Annotated in this window: 17 protein-coding genes; 11 read left to right on the top strand and 6 right to left on the bottom strand. The window is 71.3% G+C overall.

The window, feature by feature from the left end; all coding sequences use genetic code 11:
• Window positions 1-35 precede the first annotated feature (35 nt).
• From Aiant_RS00085 to Aiant_RS00065, 5 genes are all read left to right on the top strand, one after another.
• The gene (locus tag Aiant_RS00085; protein WP_189334223.1) at window positions 36-1,004 is read left to right on the top strand and encodes an aldo/keto reductase; all 969 of its coding nucleotides are present in this window, start codon (window positions 36-38) and stop codon (window positions 1,002-1,004) included.
• A 40-nt stretch (window positions 1,005-1,044) separates the two neighbouring features.
• Window positions 1,045-3,051 (top strand): NADPH-dependent 2,4-dienoyl-CoA reductase, encoded by a 2,007-nt coding sequence (locus tag Aiant_RS00080; RefSeq protein WP_189334224.1) that lies wholly within the window; start codon window positions 1,045-1,047, stop codon window positions 3,049-3,051.
• Window positions 3,052-3,060: 9 nt separating this feature from the next.
• Complete coding sequence (locus tag Aiant_RS00075) at window positions 3,061-3,873, top strand: crotonase/enoyl-CoA hydratase family protein (protein ID WP_189334225.1); 813 nt, start codon at window positions 3,061-3,063, stop codon at window positions 3,871-3,873.
• Window positions 3,864-4,421, top strand: coding sequence for a PadR family transcriptional regulator (locus Aiant_RS00070; protein ID WP_189334226.1), 558 nt, complete (start codon window positions 3,864-3,866; stop codon window positions 4,419-4,421). The genes Aiant_RS00075 and Aiant_RS00070 overlap by 10 nt, the downstream gene beginning before the upstream one ends.
• 409 nt (window positions 4,422-4,830) lie before the next feature.
• Window positions 4,831-5,742, top strand: coding sequence for a M15 family metallopeptidase (locus tag Aiant_RS00065; RefSeq protein WP_189334227.1), 912 nt, complete (start codon window positions 4,831-4,833; stop codon window positions 5,740-5,742).
• On the opposite strand, the gene Aiant_RS00060 is transcribed toward Aiant_RS00065, so the two are convergent.
• A complete protein-coding gene (locus Aiant_RS00060; protein WP_189334228.1) occupies window positions 5,714-6,739 on the bottom strand; it encodes an aminoglycoside phosphotransferase in 1,026 nt (341 codons plus the stop codon). The genes Aiant_RS00065 and Aiant_RS00060 overlap by 29 nt on opposite strands.
• Window positions 6,740-6,944: 205 nt before the next feature.
• On the opposite strand from Aiant_RS00060, the gene Aiant_RS00055 reads away from it, so the two are divergent.
• From Aiant_RS00055 to Aiant_RS00045, 3 genes are read left to right on the top strand one after another with little or no spacing between them, the layout of a single operon-like run.
• Window positions 6,945-7,346, top strand: coding sequence for a hypothetical protein (locus tag Aiant_RS00055; RefSeq protein WP_189334229.1), 402 nt, complete (start codon window positions 6,945-6,947; stop codon window positions 7,344-7,346).
• A gap of 59 nt (window positions 7,347-7,405) precedes the next feature.
• Complete coding sequence (locus tag Aiant_RS00050) at window positions 7,406-7,813, top strand: SPW repeat domain-containing protein (RefSeq protein WP_189334230.1); 408 nt, start codon at window positions 7,406-7,408, stop codon at window positions 7,811-7,813.
• A 24-nt stretch (window positions 7,814-7,837) separates the two neighbouring features.
• Entirely contained in the window at window positions 7,838-8,488 is a 651-nt protein-coding gene (locus Aiant_RS00045; protein WP_189334231.1) for a trimeric intracellular cation channel family protein, read from the top strand.
• Window positions 8,489-8,626: 138 nt separating this feature from the next.
• On the opposite strand, the gene Aiant_RS00040 is transcribed toward Aiant_RS00045, so the two are convergent.
• Window positions 8,627-8,869 carry a hypothetical protein gene (locus Aiant_RS00040; RefSeq protein WP_189334232.1) on the bottom strand — a complete coding sequence of 81 codons (243 nt, stop codon included), beginning with the start codon at window positions 8,867-8,869 and terminating at the stop codon, window positions 8,627-8,629.
• 149 nt (window positions 8,870-9,018) lie between these two features.
• Entirely contained in the window at window positions 9,019-9,612 is a 594-nt protein-coding gene (locus tag Aiant_RS00035) for a CGNR zinc finger domain-containing protein (protein ID WP_212846868.1), read from the bottom strand.
• A gap of 34 nt (window positions 9,613-9,646) precedes the next feature.
• On the opposite strand from Aiant_RS00035, the gene Aiant_RS00030 reads away from it, so the two are divergent.
• The gene (locus tag Aiant_RS00030; protein WP_189334233.1) at window positions 9,647-10,510 is read left to right on the top strand and encodes an SCO6745 family protein; all 864 of its coding nucleotides are present in this window, start codon (window positions 9,647-9,649) and stop codon (window positions 10,508-10,510) included.
• 216 nt (window positions 10,511-10,726) lie between these two features.
• Here Aiant_RS00030 and Aiant_RS00025 read toward each other — a convergent pair whose 3' ends face one another.
• Window positions 10,727-11,176 carry a hypothetical protein gene (locus tag Aiant_RS00025; RefSeq protein WP_189334234.1) on the bottom strand — a complete coding sequence of 150 codons (450 nt, stop codon included), beginning with the start codon at window positions 11,174-11,176 and terminating at the stop codon, window positions 10,727-10,729.
• A gap of 60 nt (window positions 11,177-11,236) precedes the next feature.
• Here Aiant_RS00025 and Aiant_RS00020 point away from each other — a divergent pair, with 60 nt between their 5' ends.
• Both Aiant_RS00020 and Aiant_RS00015 read left to right on the top strand, forming a co-directional pair.
• Window positions 11,237-12,223: a helix-turn-helix transcriptional regulator gene (locus tag Aiant_RS00020; RefSeq protein ID WP_189334235.1), complete on the top strand. Its 987-nt coding sequence runs from the start codon at window positions 11,237-11,239 to the stop codon at window positions 12,221-12,223.
• A 7-nt stretch (window positions 12,224-12,230) separates the two neighbouring features.
• Window positions 12,231-12,656: a DUF6086 family protein gene (locus tag Aiant_RS00015; protein ID WP_229830901.1), complete on the top strand. Its 426-nt coding sequence runs from the start codon at window positions 12,231-12,233 to the stop codon at window positions 12,654-12,656.
• Between the two features lie 605 nt (window positions 12,657-13,261).
• Here Aiant_RS00015 and Aiant_RS00010 read toward each other — a convergent pair.
• Window positions 13,262-13,798, bottom strand: coding sequence for an RICIN domain-containing protein (locus Aiant_RS00010; protein WP_189334236.1), 537 nt, complete (start codon window positions 13,796-13,798; stop codon window positions 13,262-13,264).
• 124 nt (window positions 13,799-13,922) lie between these two features.
• Window positions 13,923-14,186, bottom strand: a complete 264-nt coding sequence (locus tag Aiant_RS00005; protein ID WP_189334237.1) for a response regulator — start codon at window positions 14,184-14,186, stop codon at window positions 13,923-13,925.
• Window positions 14,187-14,269 lie beyond the last annotated feature (83 nt).

The following is a 14,269-nucleotide window of genomic DNA, read 5'->3' as shown; positions in this document are numbered from 1 at the left end:
AGCGGAATCACGATTCCGGATTGTAGAGGGACGGCATGCCGTACACGACACTGGGCCGCTCCGGCCTCCGCGTCTCCCGTGCCTGCCTGGGCACGATGAACTTCGGCACCGACCCGCAGGCCCCGACCCCGGAGCCGGAGGCGCGCCGGATCGTCGGCGCGTTCCTCGACGCCGGGCACAACCTGATCGACACCGCCGACACCTACCGCGGCGGGACCAGCGAGGAGATCGTCGGCCGGGCCGTCGCGCACCGCCGTGCCGACGTCGTGCTGGCCACCAAGGGCGCGGCGCCGCAGGGCGACGGGCCGAACCATCGCGGCCTGTCCCGCGCGCACCTGACCCGCGCACTCGAAGCCAGCCTGCGCCGGCTGGGCACCGACTACGTCGACCTGTACCAGTGCCATGTGCCCGACCCGGGCACCCCGATCGAGGAGACGATGGCGGCCCTCGACGACTTCGTCCGGTCCGGCAAGGTCCGCTACCTCGGGTGCTCCAACTTCACCGCGGCCGGCATCGTCGCCGCCCAGTGGGCGGCCGACCGGTCCGGCGGGACGCCGTTCGTCAGTCTCCAGGCGAGTTACTCGCTGATCGCCCGGGGCATCGAGGAGGAGATCGTGCCGGTCTGCGAGCGCTACGGCCTCGGCGTGCTCGCCTACAGCCCGCTCGGCAGCGGTGTGCTGGCCGGGCGGTACCGGCGCGGCGCCCCGCCCGCGGCCGGCTCCCGGCTCGCCGAGTGGGCGGCGATGCCCAGCCCGATGGCGCGCTCGTTCGTCGCCGGGCTGCTCGCCGACCGGCACTTCGACATCGCCGACGAGGTGGGGGCGGTCGCCGCCGAGCTGGGCACCACGGCGCCGACGGTCGCGCTGGCCTGGATCAACCGCCGGCCGGAGGTCACCTCGGTGATCCTGGGACCACGCTCCGCCGAGCACCTCGAGGCGAATCTGGCCGGGCTCGACTTCGATCTGCCGGCCGCCGCGGAAGCCCGGCTGACCGCGTACCCATAGTCACTTTATTTAGTATGCAACTGTTTGTATAGTCGCCTCCATGACGAGCCGCTATCCGACCTTGCTGAGCCCGCTGGACCTCGGCCACACGGTGCTGCGCAACCGCGTGGTCATGGGGTCGATGCACACCAAGCTCGAGGACCGCCTCAGCGATCTGCCGAAACTCGCGGCGTACTTCGCCGAGCGGGCCCGGGGCGGCGTCGGCCTGATGGTGACCGGCGGTTACGCGCCGACCTGGCGCGGCTGGCTGGCGCCGTTCGCCAGCCGGATGACCACCGCGCGGCACGCGGACGCGCACCGGGTCGTCACCGACGCCGTCCACGAGCACGACGGCAAGATCCTGCTCCAGGTGCTGCACGCCGGGCGGTACGGCTACCACCCGTTCACCCAGGGCGCCTCGAACCGGAAGTCGCCGATCACCCCGTTCCGCCCGCGCGCCATGTCGACCCGGCAGGTGGAGCGGACCGTGCACAGCTTCGCCCGGGCGGCTCAGCTGGCCCAGCGCGCCGGCTACGACGGCGTGGAGATCATGGGCTCCGAGGGTTACCTGATCAACCAGTTCCTCGCCGCCCGCACCAACGATCGCACCGACGCGTGGGGCGGCTCGGCCGCCAAGCGGATGCGCTTCCCGATCGAGGTCGTCCGCCGGACCCGTGACCTGGTCGGCGACGACTTCATCATCCAGTACCGGATCAGCCTGCTCGACCTGGTCGACAACGCCCAGTCCTGGGAGGAGACCGTCGAGCTGGCCCGGGAGCTCCAGGACGCCGGGGTGTCCCTGTTCAACACCGGGATCGGCTGGCACGAGGCGCGGGTGCCGACCATCGTCACCTCGGTGCCGCCGGGCGCCTTCGCCTGGGTGACCGGCAAGCTCCGCAAGGAGGTGACCGTCCCGGTCGTGGCCTCCAACCGGATCAACCGGCCGGAGGCGGCCGAGCAGATCCTCGCGGCCGGGGAGGCCGACCTGATCTCGATGGCCCGGCCGCTGCTCGCCGACGCCGAGTGGGTGGTGAAGGCCGCCGAGGGCCGGGAACGCGAGATCATCACGTGCATCGCGTGCAACCAGGCGTGCCTGGACCACACGTTCCAGAACAAGCGGGCCACCTGCCTGCTCAACCCGCGTTCCGGGCGCGAGACCGAGCTGGTGCTGCTGCCCACGCGTACCGTCAAGAATCTCGCCGTGGTCGGTGCCGGCCCCGCGGGCCTGGCCGCGGCGATCGAGCTGGCCGGACGCGGGCACCGGGTGTCGCTGTTCGAGGCGTCCGACGAGATCGGCGGGCAGTTCAAGCTGGCCGCGCGGGTGCCCGGCAAGGAGGAGTTCGCGCGGACGCTCGACTACTACCGGCACATGATCGACGTGCGCGGGGTGACGCTGCGCCTCGGGACTCGGGCGACCGCCGAGGAGTTGGCCGGGTTCGACGAGGTGGTGCTCGCGACCGGCGTGCGGCCGCGGATCCCGGAGATCCCGGGCGTCGAGCACCCGAAGGTGCTGACCTATCAGCAGGTCATCGACGGCGCGCCGGTCGGTGACCGGGTGGCGGTCATCGGGGCCGGCGGGATCGGGTTCGACGTCAGCGAGTTCCTGCTGCACGAGCCGCACGAGCCGCTCGACGACTGGATGCGGCGGTGGGGCGTCACCGACCCGGAGACCGCGCCCGGCGGCCTGGCCACCAAGGTGAAGGTCGCGGCGCGGCGCGAGGTCTACCTGGTGCAGCGCAAGACGACCGCGCTGGGCAAGGACCTCGGCAAGACCACCGGGTGGGTGCACCGGACGACGCTCAAGGACTCCGGCGTCACCATGCTGCGCGGCGCCGAATACCAGCGCATCGACGACGAGGGACTGCACCTCACCGTCGGGGAGAAGGCGCGGGTGCTCGCGGTGGACACGGTGGTGCTGTGCGCGGGGCAGCTCTCGGTCCGCGACCTGGTCACCCCCTTGCAGGAACGCGGCGTGACCGTCCACGTGATCGGCGGGGCCGACGTGGCCGCCGAACTCGACGCCAAGCGGGCGATCAAGCAGGCCACCGAGCTCGCCGCCTCTATCTAGGGAAGATCCATGAAATACGTGTCCCTGTCCGTTCAGGACGGCATCGCCCAGGTCCGGCTGAACCGCCCGGACAAACTGAACGCCCTGGTCCTCGACACGCTGGACGAGCTGATCAGCGTGGCCCGGCAGCTGCGCCGCGACCGCACCGTGCGCGCCGTGGTGATCGCCGGCGAGGGGCCGTCGTTCAGCGCCGGCCTGGACATCGCCGGCACGCTGAAGTCGCCCGGCCGGATCGTGCGCGCCTTCGTCCCGGCGCCGTGGCGCGGCACCAACAAGTTCCAGGAGGCCTGCTGGGCGTGGCGGCGCCTCCCGGTCCCGGTGATCGCCGCGGTGCACGGGCACTGTTACGGCGGCGGCATCCAGATCGCGCTCGCCGCCGACCTGCGCTTCGCCACCCCGGACTCGAAGTGGTCGGTCCTCGAGGGCAAGTGGGGGATCATCCCCGACATGACCGGCGTGCGCACCCTCACCGAGGTGGTCGGCGTCGACGTGGCCAAGAAGCTGACCATGACCGCCGAGCAGTTCAGCGGCGCCGAGGCCGCGCGGCTGGGCCTGGTCACCGAGCTCAGCGACGAGCCGGTGAAGGCCGCGACCGCGTTCGCCGAGAGCCTGCTGGCGAAGTCGCCGGACGCGCTCGCCGCCGCCAAGCGCCTCATCGACGGCGCGCTGACCAGCAGCGCCCGCCGCACCTTCGCCCGCGAGCGCTGGGAGCAGGTCCGGCTGCTGCGCCTGCCGAACACCGCCATCCTGCGCCGCGCGGTGATCAAGAAAGAGGCCCCGGAGTTCCGGCCGAGGGCCCGTAAGATGCGCCTGTGGCCCTGAGGAACGCCCTGCTGGCGGCACTGATCGATCGCGAGTCCTCGGGTTACGACCTGGCCAAGCGGTTCTCCGTGTCGGTCGCCAACTTCTGGACGGCCACGCCCCAGCAGCTGTACCGCGAACTGGAGAAGATGGAGGCCGAGGGCCTGCTCTCGGCCCGCATGATCAAACAGGACCGTCGCCCGGACAAGCGATTGTTCTCGGTCACCGAGGCCGGCCGGGCGGCGCTGTTCGCCTTCACCCAGCAGGACCCGAAACCGACCACGGTCCGCGACGAGCTGCTGGTGCAGGTGGAGGCGCTCACCTACGCCGACGTGCCCAGCGTCCGCAAGTCGATCGAGCGGCGGATCGAGCAGAGCGAGCAGCGGGTCGCCGCCTACGAGCGCTCCCTCGCCGAGATCCTCGGCTCGCGCAGCCCGGAGGAGTTCCTCGCCACCGGCCACCGCATCGGCCCCTATCTCACCCTCCAGCGTGGCATCAGCTTCGAGCGCGACAACATCACCTGGGGGAGGGCGGCGCTGGAGATTCTCGCGCGCCGCTTTCCCGATTAAAAACGATTTTGTACGATCTCGCGCTGCCCCAACAGCAGCAGCCCGGTCCCGTGGCCACGCGCACGGTGGTCCCGGCGCCAGGCCGCGACGCCGTGCCGGGCTGAGCGCGCGATGTCCGCGGCACCGGCCGGACCGTTACGCGCGCCCGGGCGTTTCCGGCCGGGCTGAGCGCGCGATGTCCGCGGCACCGGCCGGACCGTTACGCGCGTCCGGGCGTTTCCGGCCGGGCTGAGCGCGCGATGTCCGCCGCGGGCCGGACCGCTACGCGCGTCCGGGCGTTTCGGGCCGGGCTGAGCGCGCGATGTCCGCCGCGCCGGCTGGACCGTTACGCGCGCCCGGGCCTTCCGGGCCGGGAACGGGTGCGCCGCGCTGGCAGACTGGCTCCACCAGACCGGCCGGAAGCGAGGACATGGCGAACGAGATCATCACGCCCGGGCGGGTCCGGCGGCTGCTGACCGCCCTGCTCGCCTGCGGCGTCGTCGCGGGCTGCTCCGCCGGCCCACCACCCCGATCCGCGTCGTCCCCGCCGGCGCCGGCCAGCACCCGCCCACCGGCCGCGAGCCCACCGGCCGTGAGCTCAGCGGTCCCGAGCCCAGCGGCCGGGCGGATCGGGAATGCCAGCGCCGCGCCGGCGTGGCTCGGCAAGCGGGTGCTCCCGGTCGGCGCCGACGGCTTCGCGGCGGCCGGGGATACCCCGCCCGAGCTGCGCCGGCGGTCGATCGTCACGACGGATGTGTTGTCGGCACCGGCCGACGGGCGGTTCCACTCCACGATCGAGGCGGTGCCGGCCGAGGTGCTGGCCCGGTCATCCTGGACGGCCGCCTGCCCGGTGAAAGCGACCGACCTGCGTTATGTCACGGTCGGCTTCCGCGGGTTCGACGGGCTGGCGCACACCGGCGAGCTGCTGGTCAACAAGCGGGCGGCGGCTGACCTGGTCACGGTGTTCCAGCGGCTGTTCACCGCGGGCTACCCGATCGAGCAGATGCGGATCACCAGCGCCGCCGAGCTGAACGCGCCGCCGACCGGGGACGGCAACGGCACCGACGCTTATGCCTGCCGGCCGGTGCGCGGGCGTACGGCCTGGTCCCAGCACTCCTACGGGCTGGCCGTCGACGTCAATCCGTTCCAGAACCCCTACCACCGCGGCAAGGTGGTGCTGCCCGAGCTGGCCACCTCCTACCTGGACCGTCGCGACGTCCGTCCCGGCATGATCGAACCGGACGGGGTCGTGGTGCGGGCGTTCGCCGCGATCGGCTGGAAGTGGGGCGGAGACTACCGTTCGCTGAAGGACTTCATGCACTTCTCCGCCACCGGCGGCTGAGCCAGCGCAGCAGGTGCAGGCCCTGCTCGCGCTGCATGTGGCGCAGACCGGGCAGGCCGGGCACCTCCGGCAGCAGCCCCTCCCGCCAGGCGCGCCCGGCCAGCCCGGCGAGCGCCACGTTCACCCCGTCGTCCGGGGCGTCCCGCCAGGCCGAGCGGCGCAGCAGGGTTTCCGGATCGTGCCCGCAGGCGGCCAGGTCCGGGGCCAGGCGGACCAGGTCCAGCCAGCCGGGGGCGGTCCAGAGGTGGGTCCAGTCGACGATTCGGAGGCGCCCGCCGGGCTCCCGGATCACGTTGTCGCGGCGCAGGTCGCCGTGGTGCAGCGCGGTGCCGTCGGCCAGGACGTCCGGCCAGCGGCTCTCCAGCTCGGCGAGCCACCCGACCGGGACGTCGGCGGGCAGCGACAGCCCACGCAGATGATCGACCGGGACCGGGCTGTCGCTGGTGCGGGCCGCGCTGTTGTCGTCCTGAACTGGGCTGTTGTCGTTCCGGGCCGGGCTGGTGCCGCTCCGGGCCAGCGCCTGCCACGTGCCCAGCAGCGGCAGGAACGCCTCCGCATAGGGTGACGTGCCGCCGATCGGGCAGGGGTCCATGATGTCCCGCATCCGGGCCACGACCGGCAGCAGCCGCGTGAGGTCCGCCTCGGTCCACCGGGTGACCGTCTCGCCCTCGACGACCTCGTAGGCCGCCACCTGCCAGTCGTCGACGGTCCGGAAGCCGACGAGCCGGGGACCCAGGTCACCCACCACATCGGCCAGGGCCGCGCCGGCCGCCACGGCCGCACCGGAACCGTCGCCGATCGGTGCGGCCTTGACGAACAACCGGGAGCCGCCGCCCTCGACGACCGAGGCGATCGATCGGGTGAACCCGGCCGGAGCCGGGCGCTCGGTGCCGATCGGGGCGCCGAGCAGGTCGGACACGGCGGCACGGACGGACTCCGGTGCGGCGGCGAGTCGTGGGCGCGTGAGCGCTGCCCGGTTCGTCCGGTCGATGGTCATCGCGCCACGGTACGGCTGTGGGCGTACCGGAAACTGGCGGACCCGGGCCGAAGCGGACCTGGACCGGGAGATGTCCGGAAGGAGACAGTGCTGGATGCGTTCCCTACATATCGTTACCGGGCCGTGCTCTCTGCGTGGTTTGGGGTTATCCCGCGGCGGGCAGACTGGCAACGCTCAATGATCTTTCGGCCTGGGGGAGGACCGGATGACGGCGGTGGCGGAAAGTGCCGACCTGCAAAAGCGGCGGGTGGAGCTGCGGCGGCGGGAGCTGCTGCTGACCCTGGAGCGCTGGGGGCCGGCCTATCGTGAGGTGGCCGGAGACAGCCTGTCCTACGTCTGCGAGATCGCCGGGGCCAGCGAGCCCGAGGAGGCGTTCCTCCGCGAGCACGTGGCGAAACACGGGATGCCGCAGGTGGTCGGCCGGACCGCCGACGAGATCCTCGAGGCCGGTCGCCGGGCGAACGCGGCGGCCAGCGCGGCGTTCCTGGCCGGGGACTACGACAAGGCGCGGGACCTGATCGACGACGCCCGGCTGTACGGGGCGCTGCTCGACACGGAGTGGGTGAAGCTGCACGGGTTCATCGCCGCGAAGGCCGCCGCAAGCTAGGGCACACGTGGCAAGCTCTCACATGAGTGCTGGTCACGGCGGCGTGAACGGGGGACCCCATGCATCTGAGCCCACCCCTGCGACATTGGCATCCGGCCCGCGACACCCGGCGGTTGATCGCCGAGCTGGTGCACAGTCCGAGTGAGCTGCTGGTGCTGATCGGGGTCTGGCTGACCGCGGCGCCGCTGGTGTTCAGCCACAACTCGGCCACCAACACGTACGCCGGCTGGAGCGACGTGATCTCCGGGCTGGGCCTGGTGGTGCTCGCCTACCTGCGGGTCATGACCCCGGCCGGCACCACCTGGATGATGCTGCTCACCGCGGCCGTCGGCGCCTGGGTGATCGCCGCGCCGTTCGTCCGCGGGTACGCCGAGGTGCCCTCGACCACCTGGAACGACGTCCTGGTCGGCGCCGCGGTGATCGCCCTGAGTTTCGCGAGCTGGTGGCTGGGCCGCCGGAAAGCCTGAATGGCCGCCCCGGACACTGGGTGGATGTCGAGTCACCTTGCGCTGGTCGTCCTGGAACTGGTCGGCATCTTCGTGTTCGCGATCTCCGGGGCGCTCACCGCCATCAAGAAGGACTTCGACGCGATCGGGATCCTGATCCTGGCCGAGGTGACCGCGACCGGCGGCGGCGTGATCCGGGACCTGATCATCGGGGACACCCCGCCGGCGGCGTTCCGGCAGGTCGAAGTCCTGCTGGTGCCCCTGATCGCGGCGGTCGTGGCGTTCTTCGCGCACCCGGTGGTGGAACGGCTGAACTTCACCGTCCTGCTGTTCGACGCGGCCGGCCTGGGGCTGTTCTGCGTGACCGGGACGCTGAAGGCGCTCGATCATGGGCTGGGTCCGGTGCAGTCCGCGGCGCTGGGGGTGACCACCGGGGTCGGGGGCGGGCTGCTGCGCGACGTGATCGCCCGGGAGACGCCCGCGCTGGTCCAGGTGAATACCGATCTGTACGCGATCCCGGCGATGCTCGGTGCGGCCGCGGTCACCGTCGCCCACCGCCTCGAGCTGCCGATGAGCGTGGCGGCGCCGGCCGCGGCGGCGTTCGTGTTCGCGTTCCGGGTGGTGGCGATGGTGCGGCACTGGACGGCGCCCCGGGCCTGGACGCGCCGTTCGGACGCGTCGAGCAAACGTGCCTGACCGCTCGGCCGGCGGGTAGTTCCTCGTGCGGCAGCCGCCGCGCCCAGCCGCCGGCGAGCAGCGCGTCGCCGCGGCGGTCGGTGCACACGAGACCGGAGTCGTCGGTCGCCATGCTGACGGGTGCGGCGGTGTCACCGGTCAGGGCGACCCGACGACGTCCGTGCCGCCGCGGCCGTTCTCGAACCAGCCGGTCAGCGCGCGCACGCGGAGCGGCACGGCGGGCACGTGGGCGTGGTCGGGCTGGACCGACTCCAGCCATGCCTCGGCGCCGCTGCCCCAGCGCAGGGTCAGCGTGACCACCGGACCGTTCACGCCCAGCACCCGTCGGCCGAGCGCGACACCGGGAGCACCCGCGCGCGGGGGATGACGCGCGGTGCCCATGAGAGTAGTCAGCCCAGCCGCGAACCCGGGTTCCGCGGCCGACGCTGCTGCGTACCGACGGGCCCGCGAAGGCCGCCGGTCGAACCCGCCGAGCCGCGGGCGTCTCGGCCGGTTCCACGACGGCTTGGTGCCTCCGGCGCCGGAGGCTCTCACGTGCGAGGTGTGCTTCGGGCGGTGCGGGCTCGGTAGGCGGAGGCCTTGGCGCGGTTCTGACAGGACAGGTCGCAGAAGCGGCGGGAGGCGTTGCGGGTGGTGTCGAAGAAGACCAGCGAACAGCGGCCGGCCTGGCAGGCGCCGAGCCGGGCGGCCTGACCGACGCCGATGACCATGGCCAGGGCGGTGCCCATGTCGGCGGCCCAGGCGTCGACCAGTGTGGCGTCGGGGCGGTGGAAGGCCAGCACCGGTGGGTGACCGTGCAGGTTGGGCACGGAGCGGTGGCGGATCAGCAGGGCGTTGAGCCGGGCCGCGGCGGCGTCGAGGCGATCGGTGGCGCCGAACGCGACCCGCATCTCGGCCGCGACGGTGGCCAGGGCGTCGGCGTCGGGGGCGGTGAAGGACGTGGTGGCGAGCCGCGTGGCGATGGCGGCAAGCCGCTGCTCGGCCGAGGCGGGCGGGGTGACGGCGCGGCCGTGCGCGGTGGTGACGGCCAGGGTGTTGACCAGGATGACGGCCTGCTCGACGCCTCGACTGACGTAACTGTCTACTTGGGATTGACCGGTGATGCGCCAGGGTTCTATCGTCACTGTCGTAGCCTACATAGACAGTGAGGTTCGTGGGATGTCCGGATCACTCGCACGGGGCATGTGGCATCAGATCGAGCCGATTCACGCGGCGTTGTATTTCGGGCCGGAGGCCTTCGCGGAGGCCGCACGGCTCGGTTATGACGTGACGTCACGGTGGCCGAGCTACTTCGCCTGGCGGACGGCGCCGCTGGGTGCGGCCGGGGCGGGGCTGGTGGCCGCCACCTACTACAGCTTCAGCCCGGCGATGATCGCGGCGCACGTGCCGGGGATCTGGGACGTCGCGGGGCCGGGGGAGGTGCTCGACGCGCGACTGCGGGCGGTCGACGGGACGCTTCGCGGGTTGCTGCCGTCGGTGACCGGGATGCGGGAGGCGGCGGAGCTTGCCGTCCGGGCCGCGGAGAGTGCGGATCTGGGGCATCGGCCGCTCGCCGCGGCCAATCTCGACCTGCCGTGGCCGGACCAGCCGCATCTGGCGCTGTGGCAGGCGTTGACCGTGCTGCGGGAGCATCGCGGGGACGGGCACCTGACCGCCCTGCAAGTCGCCGGGCTGGATCCGTGCGAGGCTCTGGTCTCGTTCGCCGCGATCGGGGCGGCGCCGGCGGCCAACTTCGAGGGGCGGGGCTGGAGCGGCGAGGAGTGGGCGGCGGCTCGGGAGCGGCTCGCGGGGCGGGGGCTGGTGGACGCCGGCGGGACCGCTACCGAGGCCGGGCACGCGCTGCGGGAGCAGGTCGAGCGGCAGACCGACGAGCTGGCGGCCGGGCCGTGGCGGGCGCTCGGTGAGGCGGGGGCCGGGCGGTTGTCCGAGCTCATCCGGCCGTTGCTCGGCGCGATCGTCGGGTCCGGTCTGCTGCCGAAGGCGAGCACTCTGGGCATCGGCGCGGTCCGGATTCCGGCCTGAGGCGCGGCGCGCGGGTTCCGGCCTGGGGGCGCGGCGCGCTGCGGGCTCCGGCCTCTGGGTGCGGCGCGCTGCGGCTTGCGGCTGTCGCGTTTCGGTGCGTGCGGCGGCGTGAGGTGCGCTTCGGGCCGGGTCACCGCGTTTTCGGTACGGCGGGAGTGCTCCGTGCGTACCGAAAACGGGGTGATGGTGACCAGAAGCGGACCTCGCGCGGGCGGATCAGGCTCGGGTCAACTCCATGATCCAGTTGGACTCCCAGGTCTGGCCGCCGTCGGCGGAGAATTCCTGTTCCCAGCGGGCCGTGGCCGGGGTGATGCCGGACCAGACGAAGTGAACCTTGACCGGCCGGCCGTCGTGGGTGTCGTCGCCGTAGAAGTCGCCGCGGCCGTCGGCGAACGTGCCGACCACCGGCGGATAGAGCAGGCCGGTCCGGCTGCTGGACCAGTGGAGCGACCATTCCTTGCGCTCCACATCGAACAGGCGCAGCGTGAATCCGCTGCTGCCGAGCGTCGGGAAGACGATCTCGTCGATGTTGCCGCCGCCACCGAAGATCGATCGGCAGGTGGAGGTGCCGGGGAAGGTCGTCCAGTCGTCGCTGCCGGCGAACAGCGTGGTCAACCGGTGGTTCACCACGGTCCAGGAGCCGACGAGGAAGTCGAAATCGTTCATGCGGCGATCCTGGCGGACTACCCCTGACAGCTTCTGTCAGTGGTCTGGGATGATCGGCGGATGCGTGCCAGCCGACTGCTGTCCCTGCTGCTGCTGTTGCAGAACCGGGGACGGATGAGCGCCACCCAGCTGGCCGCGGAGCTCGGCGTGACCACCCGGACGATCTACCGGGACGTCGAGGCGCTCGCGGCGGCCGGGGTGCCGGTCTATGCCGAACACGGGCCGACCGGCGGCTACCAGTTGATGGACGGCTATCGGACACGGCTGACCGGGCTGACCGCCGAGGAGGCCGAGTCGCTGTTCCTGACCGGGCTGCCACAGCCGGCCGCCGAGCTGGGCCTGGGGGCGCAGGTGGCGGCGGCGGAGCTGAAGCTGATGGCGGCGCTGCCCACGCCGTACCGGGACGCGTCGGTCCGGATCCGGCAGCGGTTCCACCTGGACACCCCGGGGTGGTATCGGGAGCCGGACCGGGTGCCGCATCTGCTCGCGGTGGCCGAGGCGCTCTGGCGGGATCAGGCGGTCGAGGTGCACTATCGGCGGTGGTCGCCGGAGCCCGGTGAGGTGGTCCGGCGGCTGGAACCGCTCGGCCTGGTCCTCAAGGCCGGGGTCTGGTATTTGATCGCCGCCGGCAAGGACCGGCCGCGCACCTATCGTGTCTCGTCGATCGTGAGCCTGCGACTGCTGCCGGAGCGGTTCACCCGGCCGGCCGGCTTCGATCTGGCCGAGCACTGGAAGGCGCACGTCGAGCGGTATGAGCGGGCGGACGACAGCGCGGTGGCGGTGGTGCGGCTGAGCCCGGACGGGGTCGCCTCGCTGGGTGATCTGCTCGGTCCCCGGGCGGCGCGGGCGGCTCACGCGACCCTGGAACCTGCCGAGGCGGACGGGTGGCGGCGCGCCGCGATCCCGTTGGAGAACGTCCCGCATGCCGCGGCGGGCCTGCTCCGGCTGGGCGCGGAGGTCCAGGTCCTCGGTCCGCCGGAGCTGGTGGAGCACATGAGGGCGACGATCCGGGCGATGGCGTGTCTCTATCCGGTGGCCCCGGGATAATCGCCCAGTGAGTCAGTACTTCGACGATGCGACGACGGGGAAGACATTGTGGAACCCGGCTACCAGGGTGGCGCAGCTGTTCTTCCGGATGACCGAGGCGCTGGTGCCGGTCGCCGACCAGCCGTGCGGAATCGTGGATCTGCACTATGACGAGTACAAGGTCGACGCGGGGGTGTTCGCCGGGTTTGTTGACGTCCTGACACGGCAATATCTCGCGTCGAATCATCCGATCTTCAAGGCGATGCTGAGCGGGTACCTGCCGGCGGCGGTGGTGATGGTGGTACGCAGCGGGCGGACGGTGGCCGCCTTGACCGGTTCTGTCGAGCGGTCGAACGAGGCGATCTCGCTCAACGTCGATGCCTTTGACCCGGTGGCGGATGGCCGTGAACTGGTCCAGCTGGCGGCCGAGGCCGCCCACGCCATGCCGTCATGAATCGGCCGTTCATGTCCGACGGCGCACCCGAACTCGCAAGCGGGTGCCGCCCTCCGGCAGCGGCGATCATCGTCGACGTTGGGCTGAGGTGAGGCGGCCGTCGGCTCTTCCTTGTTGTGGATGGTGCGGAGGCTGTTCGTGGTGCCGTCTTCGCCGGTTACCTGCCAGAAGTCAAGGCCGTCGCATTTCTCGAGTCCGGAAACTGCTCTGCCGGCTTCGTCCAGGCTGACGAACGCGTCGCCGGTCGGTAGCCAGATGACCCCGTCGCCGTCGACGGTGGCGCGGTAGTTGCTGGTGCGGGCGAAGATCGGCACTCCTTCTGGAAGGATGCCGTGCTTCATCATGCGCACGATCGCGGTTCGGGCGTTCGGTGTGGGGCGGCGGCGCGGTTGCGGTGCAGGTTCGTCATGACCTTCCGCTTCTGCTGGTTCAGAGGGTTCGATCATCGGGAACCCGAGTCGTTGCGGCTTACGGCGTGGTGCCCGGCACTCCGGCGAGCGCGCAGGTGGTGCGCGAGGCGCTGGCCGCCGCGAAGCGCTGACCGTGGCGGCCGACCGCGGCCCGCGGAGCGCGGGTCGCGGTCGGCGAACACGTAGGCGAGCGGCTCAGCGAACCCACCAGAGCTGCTGCGCGGGGTGGGACGGGAAGCAGTAGTACTGCTGAATCGGCGTGCCGTTCGCGGTGCCGTAGTTCGTCGCGTCCAGGCATTTGCCGAAGGTCGTCTTAACCTGGTAGAGGTCGTGCACGCCGTCGTTGTACACGAAGACGAACGAGAAATCCTGCTGGGCGTTGTAGTTGCAGTCGTATTGCTGGATTCGCGCGCCGTCGTTCGGGTTGCCGTCGACGACGTCCAGGCATTTGTCATACCACTTGCGCGTCTGGATCTTGTAGATCGACTGGTTCGAGAAGCCCTGGTTGTAGCTGCCGTTGCAGTCCCACAGCTGCAGGCGGGCGCCGTTGCCCACGGTGTCGCCGTTCTTGACGTCGAGGCAGCGGCCGGAGGCCTTGCCGATGATCGCCGCCCGGTGTGAGCTGTTTAGTGGCCCGTTGTTGGCCGATGCCGGCTGGGCACCGATCGCGACAGTCCCTCCGCCGACTATCATGATCGCGATTATCGCCCGTGCGATGCGTTTGATCAGCATGACGTTCCTCAATTCGTCGAGGCATGTGGATGTTCGGATCCTAGAAGCGTCGGCGAAATCCTGCTGCCCGGCATCAACAAAGCGCGATGACAATGCATTAATACGATGACAGCGGGTTAAAGCATCAAATTATCATCCGAAATGAAGATTTCAGGGGCACTGGGTGGGCGGTTGGCCACGGTTCGTGGCCCGCGGCGAGAGCCTTGTCGAGACAGGCGATGAGCTCCGCCGGTTTGAACGGTTTGCACAGGATGGCCGTGGCCTGCGCGTCGACCGGCCGGGAGTCGCCGGGGACGAGGCTGCCGCTGACGAAGATGACCGGGAGGGTGGCAGTCGCCGGGTCCGCGCGGATCGTCCGGCAGAGTTCGACGCCGGTTAGGTGCGGCATGTCGATGTCGCTGACGACCGGACCAGCCAGAAGTTCACGCCGACCTTCGCGCAGATATCCCGGATCTACACGTACACCGCAAG

The sequence above is a fragment of the Actinoplanes ianthinogenes genome (assembly GCF_018324205.1).
GTDB classification, from domain to species: Bacteria; Actinomycetota; Actinomycetes; order Mycobacteriales; family Micromonosporaceae; genus Actinoplanes; species Actinoplanes ianthinogenes.
Note: the sequence above shows the minus strand (reverse complement) of the source record. Positions and strands in the feature narration are given on the sequence as shown.

What these genes read in the sequence shown, in the direction of transcription:
- Aiant_RS00065 (WP_189334227.1), top strand. Translation starts at nt 4,831, where the DNA reads ATGGCGAACGAGATCATCACGCCCGGGCGGGTCCGGCGGCTGCTGACC.
- Aiant_RS00025 (WP_189334234.1), bottom strand. Translation starts at nt 11,176, where the DNA reads ATGAACGATTTCGACTTCCTCGTCGGCTCCTGGACCGTGGTGAACCAC.
- Aiant_RS00040 (WP_189334232.1), bottom strand. Translation starts at nt 8,869, where the DNA reads ATGGGCACCGCGCGTCATCCCCCGCGCGCGGGTGCTCCCGGTGTCGCG.
- Aiant_RS00055 (WP_189334229.1), top strand. Translation starts at nt 6,945, where the DNA reads ATGACGGCGGTGGCGGAAAGTGCCGACCTGCAAAAGCGGCGGGTGGAG.
- Aiant_RS00010 (WP_189334236.1), bottom strand. Translation starts at nt 13,798, where the DNA reads ATGCTGATCAAACGCATCGCACGGGCGATAATCGCGATCATGATAGTC.
- Aiant_RS00030 (WP_189334233.1), top strand. Translation starts at nt 9,647, where the DNA reads ATGTCCGGATCACTCGCACGGGGCATGTGGCATCAGATCGAGCCGATT.
- Aiant_RS00080 (WP_189334224.1), top strand. Translation starts at nt 1,045, where the DNA reads ATGACGAGCCGCTATCCGACCTTGCTGAGCCCGCTGGACCTCGGCCAC.
- Aiant_RS00060 (WP_189334228.1), bottom strand. Translation starts at nt 6,739, where the DNA reads ATGACCATCGACCGGACGAACCGGGCAGCGCTCACGCGCCCACGACTC.
- Aiant_RS00085 (WP_189334223.1), top strand. Translation starts at nt 36, where the DNA reads ATGCCGTACACGACACTGGGCCGCTCCGGCCTCCGCGTCTCCCGTGCC.
- Aiant_RS00020 (WP_189334235.1), top strand. Translation starts at nt 11,237, where the DNA reads ATGCGTGCCAGCCGACTGCTGTCCCTGCTGCTGCTGTTGCAGAACCGG.
- Aiant_RS00045 (WP_189334231.1), top strand. Translation starts at nt 7,838, where the DNA reads ATGTCGAGTCACCTTGCGCTGGTCGTCCTGGAACTGGTCGGCATCTTC.
- Aiant_RS00050 (WP_189334230.1), top strand. Translation starts at nt 7,406, where the DNA reads ATGCATCTGAGCCCACCCCTGCGACATTGGCATCCGGCCCGCGACACC.
- Aiant_RS00075 (WP_189334225.1), top strand. Translation starts at nt 3,061, where the DNA reads ATGAAATACGTGTCCCTGTCCGTTCAGGACGGCATCGCCCAGGTCCGG.
- Aiant_RS00005 (WP_189334237.1), bottom strand. Translation starts at nt 14,186, where the DNA reads ATGCCGCACCTAACCGGCGTCGAACTCTGCCGGACGATCCGCGCGGAC.